26 protein-coding genes and 1 pseudogene are annotated in these 22,093 nt (G+C 66.0%); 11 read left to right on the top strand and 16 right to left on the bottom strand.

Annotated elements, in window-relative coordinates:
* Position 1 precedes the first annotated feature (1 nt).
* The 3 genes from VN706_18360 to VN706_18350 form a co-directional block, all read right to left on the bottom strand.
* Positions 2–2,695: an ADOP family duplicated permease gene (locus VN706_18360; GenBank protein ID HXT17611.1), complete on the bottom strand. Its 2,694-nt coding sequence runs from the start codon at positions 2,693–2,695 to the stop codon at positions 2–4.
* A gap of 14 nt (positions 2,696–2,709) precedes the next feature.
* Positions 2,710–3,039 carry a PadR family transcriptional regulator gene (locus tag VN706_18355; GenBank protein HXT17610.1) on the bottom strand — a complete coding sequence of 110 codons (330 nt, stop codon included), beginning with the start codon at positions 3,037–3,039 and terminating at the stop codon, positions 2,710–2,712.
* Positions 3,040–3,123: 84 nt separating this feature from the next.
* Entirely contained in the window at positions 3,124–3,735 is a 612-nt protein-coding gene (locus tag VN706_18350; protein ID HXT17609.1) for a hypothetical protein, read from the bottom strand.
* Between the two features lie 411 nt (positions 3,736–4,146).
* Between VN706_18350 and VN706_18345 the strand changes: the two genes are divergently transcribed.
* Positions 4,147–4,680: a hypothetical protein gene (locus tag VN706_18345; protein HXT17608.1), complete on the top strand. Its 534-nt coding sequence runs from the start codon at positions 4,147–4,149 to the stop codon at positions 4,678–4,680.
* Here the strand turns inward: VN706_18345 and VN706_18340 are convergent.
* Positions 4,677–4,940 carry a hypothetical protein gene (locus VN706_18340; protein HXT17607.1) on the bottom strand — a complete coding sequence of 88 codons (264 nt, stop codon included), beginning with the start codon at positions 4,938–4,940 and terminating at the stop codon, positions 4,677–4,679. The two genes, VN706_18345 and VN706_18340, sit on opposite strands and share 4 nt — an antisense overlap.
* Positions 4,941–5,068: 128 nt before the next feature.
* A complete protein-coding gene (locus VN706_18335; GenBank protein HXT17606.1) occupies positions 5,069–5,539 on the bottom strand; it encodes a hypothetical protein in 471 nt (156 codons plus the stop codon).
* A 105-nt stretch (positions 5,540–5,644) separates the two neighbouring features.
* On the opposite strand from VN706_18335, the gene VN706_18330 reads away from it, so the two are divergent.
* Positions 5,645–6,244 (top strand): ECF-type sigma factor, encoded by a 600-nt coding sequence (locus VN706_18330; GenBank protein ID HXT17605.1) that lies wholly within the window; start codon positions 5,645–5,647, stop codon positions 6,242–6,244.
* 32 nt (positions 6,245–6,276) lie between these two features.
* The gene (locus VN706_18325; protein HXT17604.1) at positions 6,277–7,506 is read left to right on the top strand and encodes a hypothetical protein; all 1,230 of its coding nucleotides are present in this window, start codon (positions 6,277–6,279) and stop codon (positions 7,504–7,506) included.
* 20 nt (positions 7,507–7,526) lie between these two features.
* On the opposite strand, the gene VN706_18320 is transcribed toward VN706_18325, so the two are convergent.
* A complete protein-coding gene (locus VN706_18320; protein ID HXT17603.1) occupies positions 7,527–8,378 on the bottom strand; it encodes a dienelactone hydrolase family protein in 852 nt (283 codons plus the stop codon).
* A gap of 113 nt (positions 8,379–8,491) precedes the next feature.
* Between VN706_18320 and VN706_18315 the strand changes: the two genes are divergently transcribed.
* The gene (locus tag VN706_18315) at positions 8,492–8,839 is read left to right on the top strand and encodes a PadR family transcriptional regulator (GenBank protein HXT17602.1); all 348 of its coding nucleotides are present in this window, start codon (positions 8,492–8,494) and stop codon (positions 8,837–8,839) included.
* 158 nt (positions 8,840–8,997) lie between these two features.
* Here the strand turns inward: VN706_18315 and VN706_18310 are convergent, their stop codons facing one another.
* From VN706_18310 to VN706_18280, 7 genes and pseudogenes are all read right to left on the bottom strand, one after another.
* The gene (locus VN706_18310) at positions 8,998–9,240 is read right to left on the bottom strand and encodes a hypothetical protein (protein HXT17601.1); all 243 of its coding nucleotides are present in this window, start codon (positions 9,238–9,240) and stop codon (positions 8,998–9,000) included.
* A gap of 144 nt (positions 9,241–9,384) precedes the next feature.
* Positions 9,385–9,744 (bottom strand): ATPase domain-containing protein, encoded by a 360-nt coding sequence (locus VN706_18305; protein ID HXT17600.1) that lies wholly within the window; start codon positions 9,742–9,744, stop codon positions 9,385–9,387.
* Between the two features lie 95 nt (positions 9,745–9,839).
* Positions 9,840–10,691, bottom strand: a pseudogene (locus VN706_18300) (ATPase domain-containing protein).
* Positions 10,688–11,086, bottom strand: coding sequence for a response regulator (locus VN706_18295; GenBank protein HXT17599.1), 399 nt, complete (start codon positions 11,084–11,086; stop codon positions 10,688–10,690). Before VN706_18295 ends, VN706_18300 begins: the two are co-directional and overlap by 4 nt.
* A 5-nt stretch (positions 11,087–11,091) precedes the next feature.
* Complete coding sequence (locus tag VN706_18290; GenBank protein HXT17598.1) at positions 11,092–11,439, bottom strand: hypothetical protein; 348 nt, start codon at positions 11,437–11,439, stop codon at positions 11,092–11,094.
* Positions 11,440–11,598: 159 nt separating this feature from the next.
* Positions 11,599–12,432, bottom strand: coding sequence for a hypothetical protein (locus VN706_18285; protein HXT17597.1), 834 nt, complete (start codon positions 12,430–12,432; stop codon positions 11,599–11,601).
* Positions 12,433–12,523: 91 nt separating this feature from the next.
* On the bottom strand, positions 12,524–13,054 hold the full coding sequence (locus VN706_18280; GenBank protein ID HXT17596.1) for a hypothetical protein: 531 nt from the start codon (positions 13,052–13,054) through the stop codon (positions 12,524–12,526).
* A gap of 140 nt (positions 13,055–13,194) precedes the next feature.
* On the opposite strand from VN706_18280, the gene VN706_18275 reads away from it, so the two are divergent.
* Positions 13,195–13,782 carry a hypothetical protein gene (locus tag VN706_18275; GenBank protein HXT17595.1) on the top strand — a complete coding sequence of 196 codons (588 nt, stop codon included), beginning with the start codon at positions 13,195–13,197 and terminating at the stop codon, positions 13,780–13,782.
* A 53-nt stretch (positions 13,783–13,835) separates the two neighbouring features.
* Positions 13,836–14,942: a hypothetical protein gene (locus VN706_18270; protein HXT17594.1), complete on the top strand. Its 1,107-nt coding sequence runs from the start codon at positions 13,836–13,838 to the stop codon at positions 14,940–14,942.
* Positions 14,943–14,993: 51 nt separating this feature from the next.
* On the opposite strand, the gene VN706_18265 is transcribed toward VN706_18270, so the two are convergent.
* Positions 14,994–15,485 carry a plastocyanin/azurin family copper-binding protein gene (locus VN706_18265; protein HXT17593.1) on the bottom strand — a complete coding sequence of 164 codons (492 nt, stop codon included), beginning with the start codon at positions 15,483–15,485 and terminating at the stop codon, positions 14,994–14,996.
* 158 nt (positions 15,486–15,643) lie between these two features.
* Here VN706_18265 and VN706_18260 point away from each other — a divergent pair, with 158 nt between their 5' ends.
* The 3 genes from VN706_18260 (at position 15,644) to VN706_18250 (ending at position 18,446) form a co-directional block, all read left to right on the top strand.
* Entirely contained in the window at positions 15,644–15,973 is a 330-nt protein-coding gene (locus VN706_18260) for a hypothetical protein (protein HXT17592.1), read from the top strand.
* Positions 15,966–17,750: a chloride channel protein gene (locus VN706_18255; GenBank protein HXT17591.1), complete on the top strand. Its 1,785-nt coding sequence runs from the start codon at positions 15,966–15,968 to the stop codon at positions 17,748–17,750. The genes VN706_18260 and VN706_18255 overlap by 8 nt, the downstream gene beginning before the upstream one ends.
* A gap of 195 nt (positions 17,751–17,945) precedes the next feature.
* Complete coding sequence (locus VN706_18250; protein HXT17590.1) at positions 17,946–18,446, top strand: MarR family transcriptional regulator; 501 nt, start codon at positions 17,946–17,948, stop codon at positions 18,444–18,446.
* Positions 18,447–18,544: 98 nt separating this feature from the next.
* Here VN706_18250 and VN706_18245 read toward each other — a convergent pair whose 3' ends face one another.
* Together VN706_18245 and VN706_18240 are read right to left on the bottom strand one after the other, a co-directional pair.
* Positions 18,545–18,997 (bottom strand): hypothetical protein, encoded by a 453-nt coding sequence (locus VN706_18245; GenBank protein HXT17589.1) that lies wholly within the window; start codon positions 18,995–18,997, stop codon positions 18,545–18,547.
* A gap of 79 nt (positions 18,998–19,076) precedes the next feature.
* A complete protein-coding gene (locus VN706_18240; protein HXT17588.1) occupies positions 19,077–20,036 on the bottom strand; it encodes a hypothetical protein in 960 nt (319 codons plus the stop codon).
* A gap of 205 nt (positions 20,037–20,241) precedes the next feature.
* On the opposite strand from VN706_18240, the gene VN706_18235 reads away from it, so the two are divergent.
* On the top strand, positions 20,242–21,306 hold the full coding sequence (locus VN706_18235) for a histidine kinase (GenBank protein ID HXT17587.1): 1,065 nt from the start codon (positions 20,242–20,244) through the stop codon (positions 21,304–21,306).
* Positions 21,303–22,010: a LytTR family DNA-binding domain-containing protein gene (locus VN706_18230; protein HXT17586.1), complete on the top strand. Its 708-nt coding sequence runs from the start codon at positions 21,303–21,305 to the stop codon at positions 22,008–22,010. The genes VN706_18235 and VN706_18230 overlap by 4 nt, the downstream gene beginning before the upstream one ends.
* Positions 22,011–22,093: the final 83 nt, after the last annotated feature.

Genomic DNA, 22,093 nt, shown 5'->3' with positions numbered 1-22,093 from the left:
ATCACTCGGCGCGGAGCGCCACCGCCGGATCGATTCCCGCCGCGCGCCGCGCCGGGACGACGCATGCGATCGCACCAGCCGCGACGACCGCGAACGCGGCGATGCCGAACGCCGTCAGGTCGTGGGCCTCGACGCCAACCAGCCACGCCTCGAGCAGATGCCCGAGCATCCAGGCGCCGCCGATGCCGGCCGCGAGCCCGATCACCACGGCCCGCATTCCGCCCGCGGCGAACTCGCGCGCGACTCGCGCGGGCGGCGCGCCGAGCGCGATGCGGACGCCGATGTCTCGCGTCCGCCGCGTCACGAGGAAGGCGATCATTCCGTAGAGTCCGATCGCGCTCAAGAGGAGCGCGAGCCCTCCGGCCGCGATGAGTACCGCCCGGCCGAGGCGAATCTGCGGATAACTCGCATCGATCTGGTGCGCCAGCGTCATCTCCTCGGCCACCGGGACACCGGCGTCCACCGATGTCGCGGCAAGTCGCAGGGTACGTAGCGCGGCGGCTGGATCGCCATGGACACGCACGGCGAAGCGCACATCCAGTTCTTCGCCGAGCCCGTTCTGCTCGAACGCGAAGAAGGCCGCGAGGGGAATCGGCTCGCCATGCATGAGAATTCGATAATCGGGCACTACGCCGACGACACGGAACGCCTTGCCACGCGCGTACAGGGTTCGGCCGAGCACGTCGGACCCGGGCGACAGCTGCTTCGCAAGGGATGCGCTCAGCATCGCGACGAGCGGTGTGTTCGCGGCATCGCGGTGGTCGAACTCGCGCCCTTCAATCACCGGAATGCGCAGTGTATTAAAGAATCCTGATGATACGAAATGCCCTTCGACGCGCCGGGCGCTATCCCCTGCTGCCATACCTACGCCGACCTCGACGGGCGACCCGCTCCACGTGAACCCCACGCCGCGGGCGTATGCCACGTTCTCCACGCCGGGAAGCGCGGCCACCCGCTGCGCCACGGCGTGCACGTATGCCTCGGCGCGCGGAGCGTCGTACCGCGCGGCGGCGGGTCGCACCCGAAAGAGCGCGACGTGATCGGCGTCGAAGCGTTGCGCGTGAATGAGACGGTCGAAACTCGTCGACAACAGCACCGCCCCGCAAAGAAGTGTGGATGTGAGCGCAACCTGAATCGTCACGAGCTCGTAGCGCGCACGCGCCCGCCCGCTTCCCGGCGTGCCGGACTTGAGGACCTCCGACGGTTGCGCCCGAGTGCCGAGCAGCGCGGGCAGGAGTCCAAAGAGCAGTGTCGCTCCGAGCGAAATGCCGAGCGCGAACCAGACGATTCGCGCGTCGAGCCCGATGCGGAAGTACGTCTCGAATCCCTCGCTGTCGGTGACGAAGAACGCCATCAGGCGCTTGGCGCTCCAGGTCGAGAGCAGCAACCCGAGCGCGCCGCCAGCGACACCGAGCAGCGCGCTTTCGGCGAGGAGTTGCTGCACGATACGAATGCGACTCGCGCCGAGCGAACGGCGCAACGCGACCTCGCGCGCGCGCGACACGCCCCGAACGATGAGCAACCCGCTCAAGTTCGCGCAGGCGATGAGCAGCAGCACGCCGGCGATGGCGCCGAGCAAACGAGCGAGTGAAGAATACTGACGCTGTGTCGCGACGAGCGCCCCGGACGCGCGCAGGACCACGGGACGGCGCACACTGTCGTCGCCGACCGCGACGCGCGACAGAGCCGCCCCAAGGTTCGCGAGACCGGCGGTGGCTTTCGCGACGCCCACACCGGGTGCGAGGCGCGCGAGAACGTCCATGTCGTTGCACGGAAGTGCCGGCGTGCATCCGATCCCAACCGCCGCCTTCATCGTCGACGGCAGCCAGATCTCGGACGGCGCCTGACCGGCGCTCACACCGACGAAGCCGGGCGGAGCGACGCCGACGATCGTGAAATCGACCGTCGCGATGAGAATATGCTCACCAAGGACATGCGGGTCGGCGCCGAACCTGCGCTGCCAGAGCGAATAGCTGAGAATGGCGACCGGATCGCCGCCGTCGTGGGAGGTCTCGCTCGGGAGGAAGAATCGGCCCAGCGCCGGCGACACGCCGAGCATTGGGAAGAACTCCGACGAGGCGAACGCCGCGTATCGCTGATCGAGCGAGCCGCGCTCCCGAACGAATTTCACCCAGCAGCACCGCTCCGCGGCGACGCGCTCGAACACGTCGCGACGAGCGCGCAGCAGCCCCGCTCCCGCTTCGCCGACCTGCGTGACGCGGTGATCCGAGCGCGGCAAATACACCCGCACGATTCGATCGGCCGACGGCGCCGGGAGCGGGCGCAAAAAGATTGCGTCGGCGAAGCTGAACGCGGTCACCGCGGCGCTGATCGCGAGCCCGAGTGTCGCGATCGTCGCCACGGCAAACGCCGGATGCGCGCGCAACGCGCGGAGGCCGAGCTTGAGATCCTGAGGCAGACCGCCGACCATGGTGCGCAGATCGCCAAGGCGCGCGCGGGTGCGAATTCTCGCCGCACGACGAGTGGCCGTCGCGGCGGAGACCGCCCGCGCGGCGTCGACGTCGCCGAAGCGGCGCAGTGCTTCGCGCCGCGCCTCATCGGGCGACAGGCCGCGCGCCACCAGCTGCTCCACCCGACCGGCGATGTGCGATTGGATCTCATCGTCCCACTCGCGCTCGAGGCGATCGGCGCGGTCGGGAACGTGGCGGAACAAGCGGCGAAATCGGCGGTGCACGAGGAATGCTCCAGTCAGGCCGGGTTGCGCTGGCCGCGCATGATGTCGATGAGCATTTCGGCGTACTCGGTCCAGCGCGAGGCGTCGGCGCGGAGTTGGGCGCGGCCGTCCGGCGTGAGACGATAAAAGCGCACGCGGCGGTTCTTGTCGCTCACGCCCCACTCGGCATGCACGAGATCGCGTTCCTCGAGGCGATGCAGCGCCTGATAGATGGCGCTGTCGTCGATCTCGAGCCGCCCGCCGGAGCGCTGCTCGAGCCACTCGAGGATCTCGAAGCCGTGCATGTCGCCCCAGGACAGGGACTTGAGCACGAGCATGTCCAGGTTGCCCTTGAGAACGGGCATTACGTTGCTCATCAAAGACGCTCGACTAAGAGTCTTCGATGAGTATTGTCGCCGGTACGGAGCTTGTCAAGCCCGAGTTCGCGGCTAGGAGGGCCGCGATTCCGGGCGGTATCGGATGACCGCGCGGGTTCGGCGCTGCTCCGTGTCGATCGCCACGATCTCGCGCGACCGGGCCAGCACATCGTAGGTGGACACGATCGCCGGATCCGCGAAGCGAACGACCCAGACGTCCTCACGGCGCGCGGTCACGGTGATCGTGTCGTACTCGACCGCCTCGTCGGACTCGGAGAACAGTGGGACCACGATGCTCCATCCCTCACGGAATGGAACGGCGCGCACGAGCAGATCGACTTCACTGAACGCGAATACCGGTTCCGTGAATACGCGGTCGAACCGTCTCGGTGCGGAGTCCGCGTGCTGCACCGTGCCGGAGACATGCGTGCCGTCGTACGTGTACCGGCGGATGAAACCGTTGTAGGCCAGCACCTCCCGCACGGGAGTCAACGCACGCGCCGCGACCACGAGCGAGTCGGTCGATACGAGCGGCGGGTGCCACGCGGCGACGATCAGCACGTTCGCCGTTCCGGCTTCGAGCGGCGTCTGCGTCATCGTCTTTCTGCCGAGCAGACGCTCGGTCGTGTCGGTGGCTCCGCGAATCGCCGCCTTCCAGTCGCTGACGCGAGCGTCCAGCGACAATGGTGCCGCCCATGATGTGCTCGGGCGAACGCCGACTGCCGAACTGGCCGTGGACGGCGCGGGCGTTGGACGGCAAGCCACCGCGAGTCCCAACAGAAGACCGACGAACGATCGCGACATGCACCGCCCCCCCGGTTTTTGGTTGGGTCGAATGTAGCCGGCGTGGCGCGGTGAGACTCCGCCGATGTCAGCTTTTACGGAAGTCTTACACGTGCACGACTTCGCGCGCGCCCCCGAATCGGAGAGCGCACGGTGACGCGACTCACCGTATTCTGGTATGGTCGCTGCAATGGACAGATGAAGCGCGGCGCTCGTTGAATCGATCGAAGGTGAACGAGGCGCGCTGAACCGATAGATGTGAACTGTGAGGTGGATCTCATCGGTCCGCCTCACGCATCTTGCGAGTAACCGATGCGAACAGACGACAGCCAAGCACTCGATCGGACCTTCGAGGACGCACGAGCGAATCTGAAATCGGCGCTCAGTGAAGCGTGTCGCGCCGACATCGAGCACGCCAACACGGGCGAGCTGATCCGAGTCGAAGAAGTGCTTGCGATCGCGAACGAGGCGGCGAAGGAAGCCATCTCCGTCAGACGTCGAATCGCGACCGAGCGGCGCCCAACGCAGGCGTTGCCGGCCGAAGGTCCGTCCGCAAGCCGTGAAGTCAAGGACGAGTACGGCGTGCGCTGGTCGGCTTTCGAGGTGCATCCAACGACCTCCGCCGACCGGCCGAGCGTTCGTGAGCGATTCCGCGACGGATGGCTCTCGTTCGACTCGGGTGCGGAGACGCGACGAGTGGCGCCGATTCCCGCCGGCTGGCAAGAACTGATCGACGAGCAGTTATTAGAGCTCTTGAAACATGCCGAGCCGGCAATGCGGCGAGCGCGCACCTCGCCGGTGGTACCGATCACACCGACCACACCGACGACCCGTACGACGCGTTAGGATCCGTCCCGTTCGATTCGCCGCGTGCCCGTAATCGGCGTCTGACCGGCGGGCTGCGCCTGACGACAATACCCGCGGAGCCGAGCAACCGACGCGTCCTCCCACCCCGTGGGAATCGGAACGAGACGAAGGCGAAAGTCCCGCGACTCGAAGGTAAGCCACCCTCCCCGCATGGAGCCGAGCACGCCGGTCGTGTACGGGATGGTGCTCCAGACCTTCCACTTTACGCCATCGGCGTCGTCGAATTCGCGAATCGGCACGGCAGGTACCAATCGCAAAAGCGATTCCAGCTCGGCCCGCTTGTGATGAGCATCACAACACATTCGCACATTTGAATTTGCGCGGTTGCCAACACGCATGTGGCCGCATGCGGGTTTTGTGATGCGTCTCAGAACGGGGGGCCTGACCGTAATCGCGTTGCCTGGAGCGCGAGCGCGGCGCCCGCCTGCGGACGAACAGTCCACTCCTGCGACATCAGCTCCGGCAGCGGCTGTGCGATCGCGATGATCGCGCGTGGATCGCGCCAGGCCTCCGCCGACGTCTGTGAGCCGGGAATGACCGCGAGCTGGACGAATCCCTCGGTCCAATCGATCGCTGATTCAGGAACTCTCAACGCCGCGCGCATGCCGGCCGGAACGCGGCCCAGCCTCCACTGCATGTCTCGGCCGCCCACGAGATAGACGTCGACATACACCGTCGCCTGATTGTCGAACTCCAGGATGCCGGTTTGCAGCTGAGGTACCGGCGTCTGGGGCCGCGCACACGCGCCACACGCGCCACTCACACCCACCCCGAGTGCCGCGACGAGTACCGCCCTGGCAGCGATTGAAACTACCGATCCGTTGCGCCGCGTACGCATGGTATCTCCCCCTCGAGAAGAAGCGGGCGCCTCGAGTCGTTCGAGCGCCTCTTCCCATAGCGCGCAAATACCAACGAAAACGACTCACACGGTGTCTGACTGCTCATGATCGACCAATCGGCGAAGGACGTCACCGATCTCCTGCGCGCGTGGGGCGCGGGAGACGCGCAGGCGAGCGACGCCGTTGGGCCGCTCGTGTACGACGAGTTGCGCCGGCAGGCCGGACTCGCGCTCCGCCGCGAGAGCAACGGACACACCCTTCAGACCACGGCGCTCGTGCACGAGGCATGGCTGCGCCTCGATGCACAACGCGATATGCAGTGGGACAGCCGGTCACAGTTCTATGCGGTCGCCGCGCAGATGATGCGGCGCATCCTCGTGGACCATGCGCGCCGGCGCCACGCCGCCAAGCGCGGCGCCGCGTCAACTCAGATCACCCTCGGGGCCGTCGACCGCGAGCATGAGCGACAGGGCGTGTCCGCGGCACCCCGATCGGCACTGGACCCGATCGATCTCCTTGCCCTCGACGACGCACTCGCGCGCCTGGGCGCGCTGGATCCGCGGAAGGTGCAACTCGTCGAGCTCCGGTACTTCGCGGGCTTGAGCATGCCGGAAGCCGCGGAGGCCCTTGGCATCTCGCTCGCGACGGCGGGGCGCGAGTGGTCGGTCGCGCGCATGTGGTTGCGCCGGGAGCTCGAGGAATGACTCGAGGAATGACGGCCGCCTCGACATCAACGATGACACCTGAGCGCTGGCGTGCCGTCGATCGGATTCTGCAGGGCGCACTCACGTGTAGCCGCGATCACCGCGACGAGTTCGTCGCGCAGTCGTGCGGCGACGACGTTTCGCTCACGAAGGAAGTGTCGTCGCTGCTCGCGGCGTACGATGCGACGCCCGCTGAATTCCTCGAGCGTCCTGCGGCGGACGAACACGATGTGAGCTCACCGACCACGCCATCGGCAGCCCACAAACGCATGGTGTCCGCCCGGTTCCTGATCTATGCGGTTGCCGCGAGCATCGTGCTCGGTACGATGGCCGGATGGAACCTCGCGCACTCGGCGACGATCGAACGGTGGCGCGGGACGTTGCGGGCGATACGCCAGCAGGCGAACGCCAACACTGCATCGCGTACGGCAGTCAGTGGAGCGAGCGGCGACTTGTCGCTCGTCGTGTTGGACCGCGATGGCCAGGTCGTGCGTGAGATTGCCGCGAAGCGGCCGGGCACGCCGCGCTTTTCTCCCGACGGGCGACGCATCGCATACGGCGCCATTGGCGAGAGTCGCGGCACCAGTGACATCTGGATCTCGGATCTGGATGGAGGTGCAACGCGACGCCTCACGAACGACGATGCGGACAACACCACTCCGCAATGGAGTCCGGACGGCGGGACGCTGGCTTATTCCGCGAACGCGTCAGATGGCAGGGACATCGTCGCGCAGTGGGCCGGCGGCGGTGGCACGCGCGTTCTCGCGTCGGGGCCGAGCGGGCAGTCTCTCACGGACTGGCTGCATGACGGCAGCGCACTGCTCGTCAGCGAAGATGCCGGAGGCCGTCACCGAAACATTCTGGTCCAGCCGGCTGACGGTACGCCGTCGCGTCCATATGCCGCGACGCGCGCGCAAGAAACGGCCGGACGGATTTCACCGCACACGCACTGGATTGCCTACACGTCCAACGAGTCCGGCCGCGACGAGGTGTACGTCGATACCTACCCGCAGCCAGGTGTTCGCGCCCTGGTGTCGCAAGGTGGTGGCGTCGATCCCGTGTGGCGCGGCGACGGCCGGGAGCTCTACTACTGGCGCGGCGACGCGCTCATCGCGGTGCCGATCGACGGCTCGCGCGGCGGGCAACCGCCGATCCTGGGCGTCGAACGCCCGTTATTTCACTCCGGATATGAGCATTCATTCAACTCGATGTACGACGTGTCGCCGGATGGGCGGCGGATCGCGATCGTTCGGCGGCGATGAGGCACGCCGGTGTCGCGCCTTCATCGGCAGTGAGCATTTAGAAACTTGAATACATCATCGGCCCACACGGAGTCTCCGAAGTAACCGAAGGTGTGGCCGTCCTGCGTGGAGCTGCCGTAGGGCGGGAAGATCTCGAGCTCGAACTCCTTGCCGGCCGCCTTCATCGCCTGCGAAAGGACTCGACTCGGCGCCAGGTCGTAATCATTCGCGGCTTGAAAGAAGAAGATCGGCGCGCGAGCATTCCGAACGCTCTTCTCCATCATGCGTTGCAGTGCGGGGGCATCTGCCCAACTCTGCGCCCCCCCGGCGGAATTGACCGCCGCGCAGTATGAACCGTGCTCGGCGCCCAACACCGTCAGGATGCCGCCGAACGAGTTGCCCGCGACGGCGATCCGATTCGCCGTCACGAAATTCTGACGCCGGAGCCAGGCCAACGCGGCGAGTTGGTCGTTCAGGTGATCCGTCGACAACAAGCGCACCATCGTCGCCGCTCCACTGGAAACGCCGCCGCGCTTCGTCGCCGCCTTGATCTCGTCGCCAATGTACGCTCCCGCCGACGCGCTCAGCCCTTGACCTCGGCGGTAGGGTCCGAAAAAGACCCAACCATGCCGTGCGAACACTGGCCCCAGGACGTCGAACGCCTGCTTGCTGAGCATGCCGGGAGCGCTTCCGTGATTGTACACCACCGCGGGAAACGGGCCCGGTCCGGCCGGTTTGTACACGACCCCGTGAAGGGTGAGGGCACCGCTCGGAAAGGTGACGACGCGCTCGGCCGCCGACGTCGCGGGCCCGGGCGCTTGTGTGTCCGCGCGGACTGGTCGCACAAGTCCGAGAGCCATCGCGCCAATGGCGCACCACAGATGTCGACGCATTCGGCACTGTATCCACTTTGGGAACAGTCGTCAAGGGTCTATTCCCGTTTTGGGAATAGTTCGCCGATGACCGATCCCTTGACGGTCGACCCCGGGCGAGCGAATACTGCGGAATGCCAAAGCCGCCGCGCGCACTCGGCCTCACGACGTCGCGAATCATGCTCGCGCTTGCCGACGGTGAGCGTCACGGGTATGCCATCATGCGAGACCTTCGCTCCGACGGATTGGGAGCGGCCTTGGGGCCCGGTACCCTCTATCGCACCATCGACCAATTGCTCGAGGAGAAGCTCATCGTCGAATCCGCGAGCCCGTCGAGCGCCAGCACCGATGAGCGGCGGCGATACTTTCGGCTGACACCGGCGGGGCGTCGCGCGCTGGCTCGGGAGGCGGCGCGGCTTTCGGAGCTGGTCAAACGCGCGGCGTCGAAAGGCTTGTTCGTGCCGGCGCGAGGTCAGCGCTGATGTTCGGCGCCGGCGAGGACACGCTCGTTGTTCTGTACCGCCGAGCCATCGCGTGGTATCCCGAACGCTTTCGAACGCAATACGGTGAGGCGATGGTCGAGGCGTTCGCCCTGGAGCTGGCCCGCGTGCGGGCCAGTCAATCGGCGACCGCCATCGCCTCATTTGCAGTTTTCATAACGCTTGATTGGGCGACCAGTGTACTGATGACGCGCATTCGGGGTGTCCGCGACCACATCCCGCGCGCTGCCGTTCTCATGCTCGTCATTGCGGTGGCGCTCGAGTTGGGTCGCAGCGGCCCGCGAACCGCCTTTCTCACGCCGCCGGTCTGCGCCGCCGACCTGTTTCTCTTGATATCGATACTGGTCGTGACCGCGGCGATTCACGCGTTCGTCGCGTCGCACGATACCCGCGAGGGCCAAGGTGCTTTCACTGCGATAGTACGCCTGGAAGATCGCGTCACGTTCAGCGACAGGGCGCGGTCCTTCGCGTTCGTTGCGCCTTCGCTTGCGCGCGACCGGCTCTCGAGAAAGTGGCCGCGGCCGCGCTCATTCCAGGACGGCGAGGCCCGCCGCGCTGATCTCGACTTCACGCACGCGTGTGTCATGCGCGCTGCCGCGCGTCTTCAATACGCGGATGGCGCGGCGCGTTCGTTCCTCGCCGTCGACGGCCAGCAGCAGCACGTTGTCCGACAGATAGCTCATGGCGTTCTGCATGCCATTGCCGGCGATGGTGTTGCCCAACGTCTCGAAGTTCAGGATGCTGGTGATGCCGCTGACCGCGAAGTGCTGGACGAGCGCGTACAAGTAATCGTGGAGGCGCTGCGGATCCGTCGCCGCGCTCGCCAGGTCGCCCAGTGCATCGATGACGAGCCGGCGCACACGCCGTTGCTTGATACGACGAAACATGTCGACGATGATGCTGTCGATCTGAAGCTCGACGGGCGACGCATACACGAGGTCGAGGCCTTGCGCCTGGGCAACGTCGGGACCACACCGAGGTTTCGAATCGTCCGCATGAGCTGCGACGGATTCTCCTGAAAGTTCATGTACAGGCTGGGCTCACCCTCGCGCGCGCCTTCCAGGGCGAACTGCAATCCGATCGTGGTCTTCCCCGCGCCCGATGGTCCCGCGAGCAACGTCGTGCTCCCGCACCAGACGCCGCCGCCGAGCATGGCGTCCAGGCCCTTGACGCCCGTGGAGATGCGCTCCGTCGCCGGCTCATAGCCTTCCGGCATCTGAGGACTCACGAGCCGCGGATAGATGTCGAGACCCGCGGTGGTGATCCGAAACGCATGCGCGCCTTCGAGATACCGGCTGCCGCGCAGCTTGTAGACCCGGAAATAGCGTTCGTCGCGGTTGCCGAGACGACGGCGCGACATCTCGACGATGCCGTCGGCGACGGCGAACTCGGGATAGAGGAGAATGTCCTCCTCCGTGTACTCGCCGAGCAGAAACGCGGTGGTGCCATAGGCCGTGAGCAGCGCGTCCGGCCCGCTCTTGGCCAGCTCGGCGCCGACGTCCTCGAAGATGACCTGCGTGCCAAGCTTCGTCTCATCAAAGAACTGGAATCCCTGGAGGTAGCGGACGGCCTTGGCGAGCGGCTCGGAGAGCGTGGTGAAATACAGGATCGGCCGCTCGTCGACCGCGTTCTCGAAGATGAGCTGTTCGGCGAAGATCGTCTTGCCCGAGCCCGGATGCCCCATGATGATGTTGATGGAGTTCGCCGGAAAGCCGCCGCCGAGGATGGAGTCGGCCTCGCGGTTGCCCGACGTCAGGCGCTCGGTGGCGTCGGCGTCGGGCTCGCGCCCGTGCACCCGGCGATCGGACAGGAGGGGAGTCAGGGAGGCGGTCATCGCACAGCCACCACGGTATTCGCATTCATCAATACTTCGGTGATCACGGCAAGAAAGGTCGATTCGACCAGCGGCTTGCGCAGAAAGGCCGCGGCGCCGGCGTCGGTCGCCCGGGCCGCGGCGGCGAGAATACTGAAAATCATGACGGGCACACCGCCGATCGCGGGGTCACTCCGAACGAGCCGGCACAGCGTCAGCCCGTCGATCCGGGGAATCAGAATCTCGGTGATCAACAGCGCCGGCGCGTCCAGCCGAACGCGGTCGAGCGCGGATTGGCCATCGTCCGCGAACTCGACGGCGAATCCGGCGTTATTTAAGAAAACTAATTGAAGTTCTCGAACGTTGCGATCGCGCTCGACGATGAGGATCGTCCGCCGGGCGTCGTCATTCCGCATCCGCGCTACCTCGCGGTGATCCGGTCGTCGATCGCGCCGCCCAGGTCGCCGCCGAGCTGGCCGAAATACGCTTCGACGGCCCAGAGGATGACGCGCCGCATCACGGCCTGCTGCTCCATCTTCGACGTCGACTTCGACTGCTCGATCAATTGGGTGAGTGTTAGGATCACTGGCCCGGGAGAACGGCCGGCGTGGCGCTCTTCACCGACGTAGGTCCACACCCCGCGACGAAGCATCGATTCGTCGATCGGCCGGACAGCGAGTGCCGCGGCGATGACCGACTCCAAGTCCCGCGTGTCTTCGAACTGCGCGAGCGTGCGCGTTTGCTCGCGCGGCGCTGACGGCCGATTCATGGAGCCTCCGAATCCTTCTGGAGCAGGCTGACCAGGAATGGCTCGAGGCGGACCGCGCGCACGGAGCGCGACGAGGAGCGCCGAAAGGGGCAGCCGGAGGCTGCTCGCCAGCTGAAGAGGAATCTAATCGATGACGCGGGTTGCCGCTTGCCGATATCGTCACGCCACGTTGGCGGACCTTCCCATCCGCGCCAGCCGTGATTCCAGGCGCGCGACCAGCACGCGGTCATTCACTTTCTCGGCCGTCGCCGCCGCCAACTGATAGCACTGGACGGCCGAGTCGATGTATCCCGGCGTCCACTCGTGGATGCGCCCCATGATCTCCAGACACTCCGCGTAGCGCAGCGCGTTGTGCGTCGCCGCATAGTGTCCGAGCGTCTGGCTCAGAATGCTCTCGGCTTTCGCCACGTGTCCGAGCTCGAGCAGCGCGTGCGCTTGATTCTGCAGCGCGAGCATCGTCGTATCGAGCGCGTCGATGCGGTCGGCCACGTTCGTCGCGACGATCGCCAACTCGAGCGACCGTTCGAAATCCCCGCTGTCGCGCGCCGCCGCCGACGCATTGTTCAGCGCAATCGCGATCCCGATCTCGTAGCGCGCCGCCGTAAACGCCTCGACCGACTGCGAAAAATACCGCTCGGCGACACTAAACTCACGGCGCTGCGCCGCGATGGCGCCGAGATTCTGCAGCAGGATGCCTCGCACGCGCGGGCTGTGCGCTTTGCTCAGCGCGTGCTGCGCGAGGCGCTCGCCCGCAACGAAGTCGCCGCGCAACTGATGCACGCCGACCTCGACGTTCATCGCCTCCGCGGCGAGATCTCCGTTTGCCGCCTCGTCGGCCAGACGCGCGGCCGACGACGCTTCGCGAATCGCGGCGTCCCAATCACTGAGCGTGCGATAGACGCGCGCGAGACCAATGTGCGCTTCGGCGCGTTCGACGGGCGTCACACTCGCCCGAAGCGCCGTCTCATATGCCGAGATTGCACGGGCCGACACGCCGGCCTGTTCGTAGCGAAGCCCGCGCGACAGGTGCGGCCGCGGACCGAGCGGCGTCAGACTTCGCGCCCGCGAAAGGGAGTCAGTGGCATTAGTAGGCAACGGCGTAGCCCGAGAGATGGCCGGTCGTGAACGTGATGCGGTGCGCCGCGCGATCGTCGCTCCCGCCCATGTCCTGAAGAATCGCTTTCGTGTCGCGGTCGATGTACACGACGTGCAACTGAACGCCGTCCGGAATGGCGTCCGGCGAACAACGCGCGTAATCAATCGTGATCGTCGCCGGCTGCTGGAAGAGAAACGTCGTCAGCCCAACGGCGTGGACGTCCACTTCCATATACTGCGACGGAGGAACCACGATCTCGAACGCCGTGGGGAGCAAGACGGCGCTGAGCGGCAGTCTGAGCGCGTCGCCGCCCAGCGAGAGTACGCCGCCGAGAACACCGAGGACGCCGCTCGTACGCGCGCTGTCGGTCGCAGGACACACGAGCAAGTGAGTCGCGGGCGTCTCGGTGAATTGCGCCGCAGGCTGCACGCGCGGCGGCGCGGTGGGCGCTCGGCCGGAGTCACTACAGGCCGCGACGCTCAGACAGAGCGCCGCGGCGATGGCCATCGATGATCGCATTACTTCCTCCCGCCAAGTGCGAAGCCTGACGGTAGCATGGCTCGATGGACTCGCCGATGACGCCGATCACAATGTTTACGGATGATTTGTCCCTTTCTAGCGGGCTGGACCGGCGGGCTGAGGCATGTTCACATTGATGTATGCCCGACCTCTGGAATTCACCCGCGGTGGCGAAATGGCGCGACGCCCTCGATCGCTACGAGGATGTCATCGAACGGCAAGGCGTGACGAAACTCGCCGAGCGGGACGCCTGGTATCGAAAGGAGTTGCCGAAGGCGATCGTCGGCCGTGCGAAACCGCACGTCACGCTCGCCGAGCTCGTGAAGCTCACCGAGTGGAAGATGTCGCGCGGTGAGTGGCGCGCGCGAAACCTGGTCCTGGTGAATGGCAATGACGCGGCGAGTGTCATCGCGACGACGACGGCGGCGCTGAGCATGATCCCGCATCCGACGAAGCCGATCTCCGAGATCGCGAAGCTCGACGGTGTCGGCCCCGCGACGGCCTCCGCGGTCGCGGCCGCGACGGCGCCTGGCGTGTATCCGTTCTTCGACGAGTTGGTCGCCGCGCAAGTGCCTGGACTCGGCAAGGTCGCGTGGACGCTCGGCTACTATGCGAAGTACGCGAGCGCGCTGCGTGAAAAGGCGGAGCAGCTTGGCAAGGGATGGACACCGGTGAAGGTCGAACGTGCGCTGTGGGCACAGAGCGGCGGCAAGGCGGCGATGCACTAGGTGTTGCGTCGACGCCGCTCCGGCTCGTTACGCGCATCCGAGGAGGAACACTCGTGAAGCACGTCAGAACAGAACGCGCCGCCGCGGCGATCGCGCTGGCGGCTATATCGCTGGCGGCTATGGCGCTGCCGGCTATTTCGCTGCCGTTTGCTCGTGCGAGCGGGCAGGCATGCTTTGCCACGCCGACCTCGATGACGCCAACCAGCTGGAAGGCCCCTGCCCCGTCGCCGCAGAAGCCGCCGACGCCCGGCTTCAAATTGATTCGAGAGATTCCACTTCCCGGCCCCGCCAATCGGTTCGACTATCAGAGCTTCGATCCGTCGACCGGCCGGATTTACATGAATCACATGAATGCGGGCCGCACCGTGGTATTCGATGCCGACAGCGATCGCGTCGTCGCCGAGATCATGGACGTGCCGCGTGCGACCGGCGTCTTGGCGGTGCCGTCGCATCATCAGGTGTACATCTCGGCCGCCGGGGCGCACGACGTCGCGATCGTCGATGATAGAACTCTTAAGATCCGGAAACGCGTCGGCGGTGTTCGTTTTCCGGATGGAATCGCGTATGCGCCGAATGCCGACAAGGTGTTCGTCTCGGACGAATCGGGCGGCGTGGATGCCGTGATCGACGCGACGACGGGCGCGAAGCGGTCGACGATCGACCTGGGCGGCGAGGCCGGCAACACGCACTATGATTCGGTTTCCCACTGCATCATCGTCGCCGTCCAAACGCGAAATCAGATGGTCGCGATCGATCCGATCGCCGAGCGCGTCGTGCAGCGTTATGACCTCGCGGGCTCGGAGCACCCGCACGGATTCACGATCGACGAGCCGGATCGGCTGGCATTCATCTCGTGCGAGGGCAATGCCGCGCTGATCGTGCTCGATCTTCGCACGATGAAAGCGATTCAGCGGCTCCAGGTTCCGGACGACCCCGACGTGCTCGCGTGGGACGCGGCGAGGCGGCGGCTCTACGTGTCCGCGGAATCGGGAGTGCTATCGGCGTTTTGGCTGGACGGCACGACGCTCAAACCGGCCGGCGAGATCCGCGCGGCACATGCGCACACGGTGTCGGTCGATCCCCGCTCGCATCGCGTGTATTTGCCGCTCGAGAACATCAACGGCCATCCGGTTCTGCGCATTTACGAGCCGGCGGGCTGACGCTGAGGCGGTAGCGACGCTCAGCGCATGTCGCCGAGCATGGCGCGCCGGCTATTGCACGGTGATGGTGCCTTTCATTCCAAACGCGAGATGCGGCGTACAGTAATAGTGATACGTTCCCGCCGGCGCACCGCCAAACGAGATCGTGTACGTCTGACTTGGATTCATGAGCAGTGGTCCGGTCAACGGCGCGGTCGTCTGCGGCATGTTTGCGCGCAATACAGGTACCGCGGCGGGCGGAATACTGTCGGACCAAAACGTCACGTTGTGCGGTAGTCCGGAGACCACCGTCCACCGAACGCCGTCGCCAAGCCTGATCGTGAGCGATGCGGGATCGAACCGATAACCCGTCGCGTCACCGAACATTTTGACATCCCACGTCTTGCCGGCGATCGATTGCGCCGAAGGCGTGGAAGGCGCCGGCGGCGGCGCGGCCGTTCCGGTGTCGGTTCGCGGCTTCTCCGCACGCCCACACGCGAGCATCACACACATCGCACACACCGCGAGCGCCAAGAGCACCCGCGCGCATGATTTCGGCAGCATGGCCCACCCCATTCGTCTCGTGGAACGATGCCGCCGCGAGTTGCATGCCAGGCCCGAGGGCCGCCGGCGACTTCCGTGCTGGCCAATACGGGGGATACCCCGTATCTTGGTGGGTGTGGACCACAGCTCAGTCGATGCCCTCTTCGACGGCGCCAGCGATGAGACTCGGCCTCACGAACGACGCGCGCACGTGCTTCATCCTCCGCCACGGCGTCGTGCCGTGGGGGATCATCGCCGGTGCGCTCGCCGCGCTGGGCGCCGCGCTTGGCGTGCGCGGTGAGACGGCATCCTCCGCGCCCGCGAGCGCCGCGACCATCGCGGGCATCGCGGGCATCGCGGGCATCGCGGCCATGTGCTTCGTGATTTGGTGTTTTGTCGCGGGCTGGGCGGTCGGGGCCGCGCGTTGGGAACTCCGCCAACACTCGAACCCGACCACGCCGATGCCGCGCAGCCGCGAACGCCCGCGAGGCCCCACTCGCGATGAGTGATACTGAACTAACGGCGCCGAACATCACGTCCGGAAACGGCGTCCCAGGCCACGCTACGCAAGGGCGGCCGCCGCAACTCGGTGGGTCCCGCGTCACCCGTCAACGTCCGTGGACGCGCCAGCGCCGCCTCATCATCGACACGATCATCCTGGGCGCCGCGGGCGCAGCCGCGGCGCAACTGTTCAACTTCTTGCTCGGGTGGTCCGGCGCGTTCTTTTTGCGCGGCGTCGCGGGGTATCAGCCGCCAGGATTGCCGAGTGAGGGTGGGCAGCCGGTCGAGATCGTCGGGTCGCATGGTTTGTGGCTCGTTCCCGTCGCCACGACGCTCGGCGGTCTCATTGTCGGTGCGCTCACAACGTGGTTGGCCCCCGAAGCGGAAGGACACGGCACCGACGCCGTCGTTCGAGCATTTCATCAGACGGGAGGATCGCTGCGGACACGCGTCGCGCCGGTCAAGCTCGTCGCATCGGCGATTACGATCGGTTCGGGCGGCTCGGCGGGTCGCGAAGGGCCGATCGCATTGATCGCCGCGGGTGTCGGATCGTGGTACGCCGATATCACGAAGCGTGACGCGCGCGATCGGCGGCTGCTTTTGCTCGTCGGCGCGGCGGCTGGTTTGTCGGCGGTATTTCGCTCGCCGATCGGTGCCGCGCTCTTCGTCATCGAGGTGCTCTACGCCGAGATGGAGTTCGAGTCCGGCGTTCTCCTGTACGCGACGCTCGCGGCGATCATTGCGTATGCGTTGAACGGGATGATCGTCGGCTGGAACGCGCTCTTCGTCGTTCCACCGATCTCGGCGCTGCGCGCCCCGCTCTCCTACGGATGGTATGCGATACTCGGCGTGGCGGCCGGCGTGCTCGCGACCGCGCTTCCCGTCGTGCTCTATCGCATACGCGATCTGTTCCGTACAATGCGGGTCCACCCGGCGCTCAAGCCGGCGATCGGCGGACTGCTCACGGGCCTGGTTGCATTGGCGTGGCCACAAGTCATCGGCGGCGGCTACGGGTGGATTCAGCGCGCCATCGACGGGCACGTCGCGCTCAGCGTCCTGCTCGCCCTTGCCGTCGTCAAGATCGTGGCGATGAGCCTGACGGTTGCCTCGGGCGGGTCGGGCGGCGTGTTCGCGCCGAGCTTGTTCGCGGGCGCCATGCTTGGCGGAGCGTGCGCGGCTGCCGCGCACCTGCCGCCGGCTCCGTTCGTCGTTGTCGGGATGGCGGCGGTATTCGCCGGTTCGGCTCACGTACCCATCGCGACGATGATGATGGTGACCGAGATGACCGGAGGGTACACGTTGCTCGTTCCGGCGGCACTGGCGGTGATGCTGAGCTATCTCGTGCAAATGAGATTGAGCTCGCGGCTCGCCTATCGAAGCGTGTACGAGGCGCAGGTGGCCAATCGGACGGATTCGCCGGCGCACCATACACAGCATCTCGAGACGGCGCTTCGGATCATTCGCGAACAAGAACTGTCGAACATCGGCAACATCGGCGAGGTCGATCTCGTGCGGCTGCTGCGCGTCGGCATTCCCGTGGAGCTCGCAGGGGGACAGCGACTCTTCGTCGGCGTCGTGCCGGCGGCGAGCCCGATCGTGGGCAGCACGATTGCGAGCAGTGGGCGGACCATCGCGGGAGTCGAGACCAACATCATCGCGATCATCCGCCAGGATCGCATGATCGTGCCGCGTGCGGACACCGTCTTTCAGCGCGGCGACGGACTGGTTCTCGTCGCCGCCGAAACGGCGCTTCCGCAACTCGGCACATACTTGGAACTCTGGTGAGCACGCCTTGGTCGCGAGAATCGCGGCCCGATCGCTAGTGGCCTGCGTGTCGAGGGATGACGTTCGCGCCGATTGGATCTACATTGGGGCGTTTCCCTCGATGATCGTCGACGCCAATCACGACTTTAGTCTTTTTATATCGCCATGCCTCGAACGACGAGATCCCGCACCGCAGGGTCGCTTCGACAAAACGACATGTCCTCGGCCGTCGCATCGATTCGGCGAATTGTCCGCGTGCTCCGCCTGGCGTCGCAAAAAACGCAAGCAGCGGCCGGGATCAGCGCGGCGCAGTTGTTCGTGTTGCAACAGCTCAGCGATGGCGCCGAGCTTTCGCTCAACGAACTGGCTGAACGAACGCTTACCGATCGAAGCTCGGTTGCGGCCGTGGTGGACCGCTTGCAGATACAGCACCTCGTCGATCGCGCGACCGACCCGTCCGATCGACGCAGAGCCGTGGTGCGGATTACGCCGGCCGGCGGGCGAATTCTGAGACGCGCGCCGGACGCGCCGACCACCGCGCTGCTCGCCGCGCTTCGCCGGCTCGAACGCCGAGAGCTCACGGCGCTCGCGCGGTCTCTGCGTCAACTCACCGTCGCTCTCGGAGCGACAGCGGAGCCGCCCTCGATGCTGTTCGCGGATGACGGCGTCATTCGAGCGAGGCCCCACGCTCGACCGAAGCGCTCCAAGTCGAAGTGATTGGCTCGCGCATGCAAGGCTGACCACCTGCAAACCTGAGCTGCTACGATTCTCGCCGCGCCTCGGCGCTCGAGTCCGGCGCTCGAATACGAGCCTGCCTAGATACCGAATCCGGGCAATTCGCCTCCATCGACGTACCCGGCGTAGGCGGCGCGCTCGGTCGCGCGCATCACCGGCGCCAGCGAGTCTCGAATTGTGGCCACGATCTCCGGCGCCACGCCGGTTCGCATCAGCGCAGCGACGATCGAGTCTTCGGCGACGCTGATCTCCTCGGCCAATATCAAGGCGTGGTATCCCTGGCGGCGCCTGAACGCACCGTGCTCGCGCGCCACCGCTCGAAGGCGTGCCGCTCGCACGCCTGGAGGAAGCAGACCACCGCACTGCAGCAGTTCCTCGAGCACGGCACGAAAGCCACCGGTCACGTCGTCGAGCCACATGTCGTTCCACGGACGGCAGGCGCGTAGCGTAGCCAGCCAGTCCTCCATCGCCTCAGCGGCGAGTACGGGCGGCTCACCGCACCAGCGGAGGTCCGGCCATTCACGGTCGCTCACATCCGGATCCATCAAAAAGGGGGTCTCCCCCATATTAATCACGGTGCCGCCGGTTGCGCCAGGATGGACGCCAGGCTGCTCAGCGCATGTCGCCGAGCATGGCGCGCCATTCCTCGAGATAGGCGGGTGTACCGTCTGCTTTTCGAGGGGTGGCGCCGTTCGTCACCACGCTCAGGTGATTCGGATTCTGCGACAGGATCGCCGCGGGCTCCAACGTGAACACGTGAATGTGATCGCGCGGAATGCGGAGGGCCGAGTAGGCGCGCGCGATCAAATCGGCGGTGTTCTCATTGCGATGATACGCCGCGTACCATCGATCGGACGGCGTCGCGCCGGATCCGCGCGTCACCCACGGGGCCAGCACGTGTCGCGGACCGTAGTTGTCCCACGGGCTCGAGAACAGCACCGCGCGCGCGACCATCGTGCGCTGCGCGATGTACGCGGCCATCCCTGCCCCCTGCGACAAACCGGAGACGGCGATGCGCGACCAATCCGGTTGTCCGTCCTTGAGATATTGCGACCAGTGTTCACCCGGATGCTGTCGATCGAGATACGCGAGAAGCTTGGTGAGTCGCGCGACAATCGACTCCTCGGCGCGGTCGTCGATGAGCGACGTGACGTCGTCGCCATAGATCCGCTTGCGGCGGACTTTCTCCGCGCATCCCGGGTCGGGCTCACGCGGACACACTTGCTGGACTGCGGGCGTGTCGACGTATTCCAGGCCGATGACGCGGTAGCCCTGCTTCACGGCGACGTCGGAGAACACCGTCGTGTTCTGTGGGCGGCCGCCCGTGCCCGGAAAGAAGACGAGGAGCGGCGCATCCGCCTTGGCGGAGCGATCGAAGCTGATGTAATGCGGGTTGTCGAAACGGCGATCGGATGATGAATCGGCCACCGACGGATTGACCCGGTAGACGACGATTCCAGTCACCGTCACCGTGTCGTGCGGGGTCTGCGCACCCAGCCGATTGACCGCGAGGACAAGTGCGACGCCGACGAGACGCGACGAGCGCCGAATGCTTGCCGAAAATGGTGCCACCAGTGAACCCGCGGCTCGCGGTGCGCGTGTCATATGATCGTTCCGTAGAAAAACCATGGCGTGAGCGAAGAGAATATGCCGCCACGCGGCGATTTCGCTACTCTCACTGCGCCGCACCCCCCAACGGGCCGGACGTTGCTCCGCTGACATCCGTATCACAAGTTTCAGCATGTCCCGCCCGGACGCGCCAACGCGCCACGCTCGCTTGACTGGTCGCCTGTCATTCGCGATCTGGTCCATCCCCGCCCTCCTCTCCACCCTCGAGACGGTGGTATTCGCGCGGCAAGCCGGACACCCGATTCCGGTGTGGCGGGCCTTCGTGAGCGAGGCACCGCAGTGGTATGCGTGGGCGGCATTCACGCCGGCGATTCTACGTCTTGCCGAACGATTTCCGTTGGGGCGCCGCGAGAAGCGCGGCAACTTCCTCGTGCACGCCGGCGCGTCGCTCGCGGCGAGTCTCATCGCCGCGGCCGCCGACGCATTCGTCGGGGCGCTCGTTCGGCCGTCGTCTCGCTCGCTCGCGGCATCGGCATCGAGTTGGTTCATCGGGCAGCTGCCGGCGACGACGCTCGCGTACTTCGCCGTGGTCATTATCGGCCATGCGCTCGCGAGCCAGGCACGTCTCCGTGAGCGCGAGCAGCAAGCGCTCGAGCTGGAAACGCAGCTGCGCGACGCCCAGTTGGCGACGCTCCGCATGCAGTTTCAACCGCACTTCTTGTTCAATGCGCTCAACGCGGTCATGGGACTCGTCCGCGATCAGCGCGGGGATGACGCCATCCGAGCACTCGCGCTGCTCGGCGACGTGTTCCGCGTTGCGATGAGCGCCGACGGACGCCATGAAACCACGCTCGCTGAAGAACTGGATTTCCTGACACGGTATCTCGAGATCGAGCGCATGCGCTTCGGCGACCGCCTCGCCGTCGCGATTCACATCCCGCCGGAGCTCAGTCGCGCGCGAGTTCCGCGATTCATTCTGCAGCCCTTCGTCGAGAACGCCCTCAAGCACGGCATTCTGCGCGAGCGCGCCGGCAATAGCGTCACCATCGCCGCGTCGCGCGTCGACGCAACGCTCCGCCTGAGCGTTCGCGACGATGGGCGCGGTCTTACCGCGCCGGCGATCGCCGGCCTCGGGATCGCCAACGCACGCAGTCGCCTGGAACGCATGTACGGATCGAGCGCCAGCGTACTGGTCGCCAACGCCGAGTCCGGCCCCGGTGTGGCGGTCGACATCGTCATTCCGTGGATGCCACCCGCCGCCGCACCTGGATGATTCGCGCCATCGTCGCCGACGACGAACCGATGTCGCGCCGCGTCGTCGAGCAATTGCTCGCGCGCCATTCCGACGTATCCGTCATCGCATCGTGCGCGGATGGCGATGCCGCGCACGACGCCATCACGCGGCTGGCGCCGGACGTCGCGTTCCTCGACGTCCGCATGCCGTTGAGGAGCGGCCTCGAGGTAGCCGAGGGCGATGGCTCACGAGCCAGCGCGCTCGTTGTGTTCGTGTCCGCGTATGAGGAATTCGCATTGCCCGCGTTCGCGGTCGCGGCAGTCGACTATCTGACCAAGCCGCTCGTCGAGCCGCGCTTCGACGAGGCCGTGGAGCGCATCAGGCACCGCCTCGGCGGAGGTCACGTCTATCCGCGGCATTTCGTCGCTCGTGTGGGGACACGCGACATCGTCATTCCGACGGACGACGTCGACTACATCGCAGCCGACGACGTCTACGCCGCGGTTGTCTCGCGCGGCAAACGATTCTTGGTTCGTGCATCGCTCGACACATTGGACCGCACGCTCGATCCGCGCCTATTCTGTCGCGTTCACCGGTCGTACATCGTGCGCCGCGATCGAATCATGGAAGTTCGCCGTCTCGCGGGTGGCAACGCGGAGGTCGTCATCGGCGGCGTCGCGTTACCGGTGAGCCGGAGGCGGCGCGCATCGATCGCTGAACTTCTCAAGCCGTTCGCGACGTAGACAAAGCCGTTCCCGACAAAACCGGCCGACGTGAGCCGCCGAGTCTCGCACCGGACACTATCATGACGCGACACTCTTCGGAG

The sequence above is a fragment of the Gemmatimonadaceae bacterium genome (genome assembly GCA_035606695.1).
Taxonomy (GTDB): domain Bacteria; phylum Gemmatimonadota; class Gemmatimonadetes; order Gemmatimonadales; family Gemmatimonadaceae; genus JAQBQB01.
This window is presented reverse-complemented; position numbering and strand designations above follow the sequence as displayed.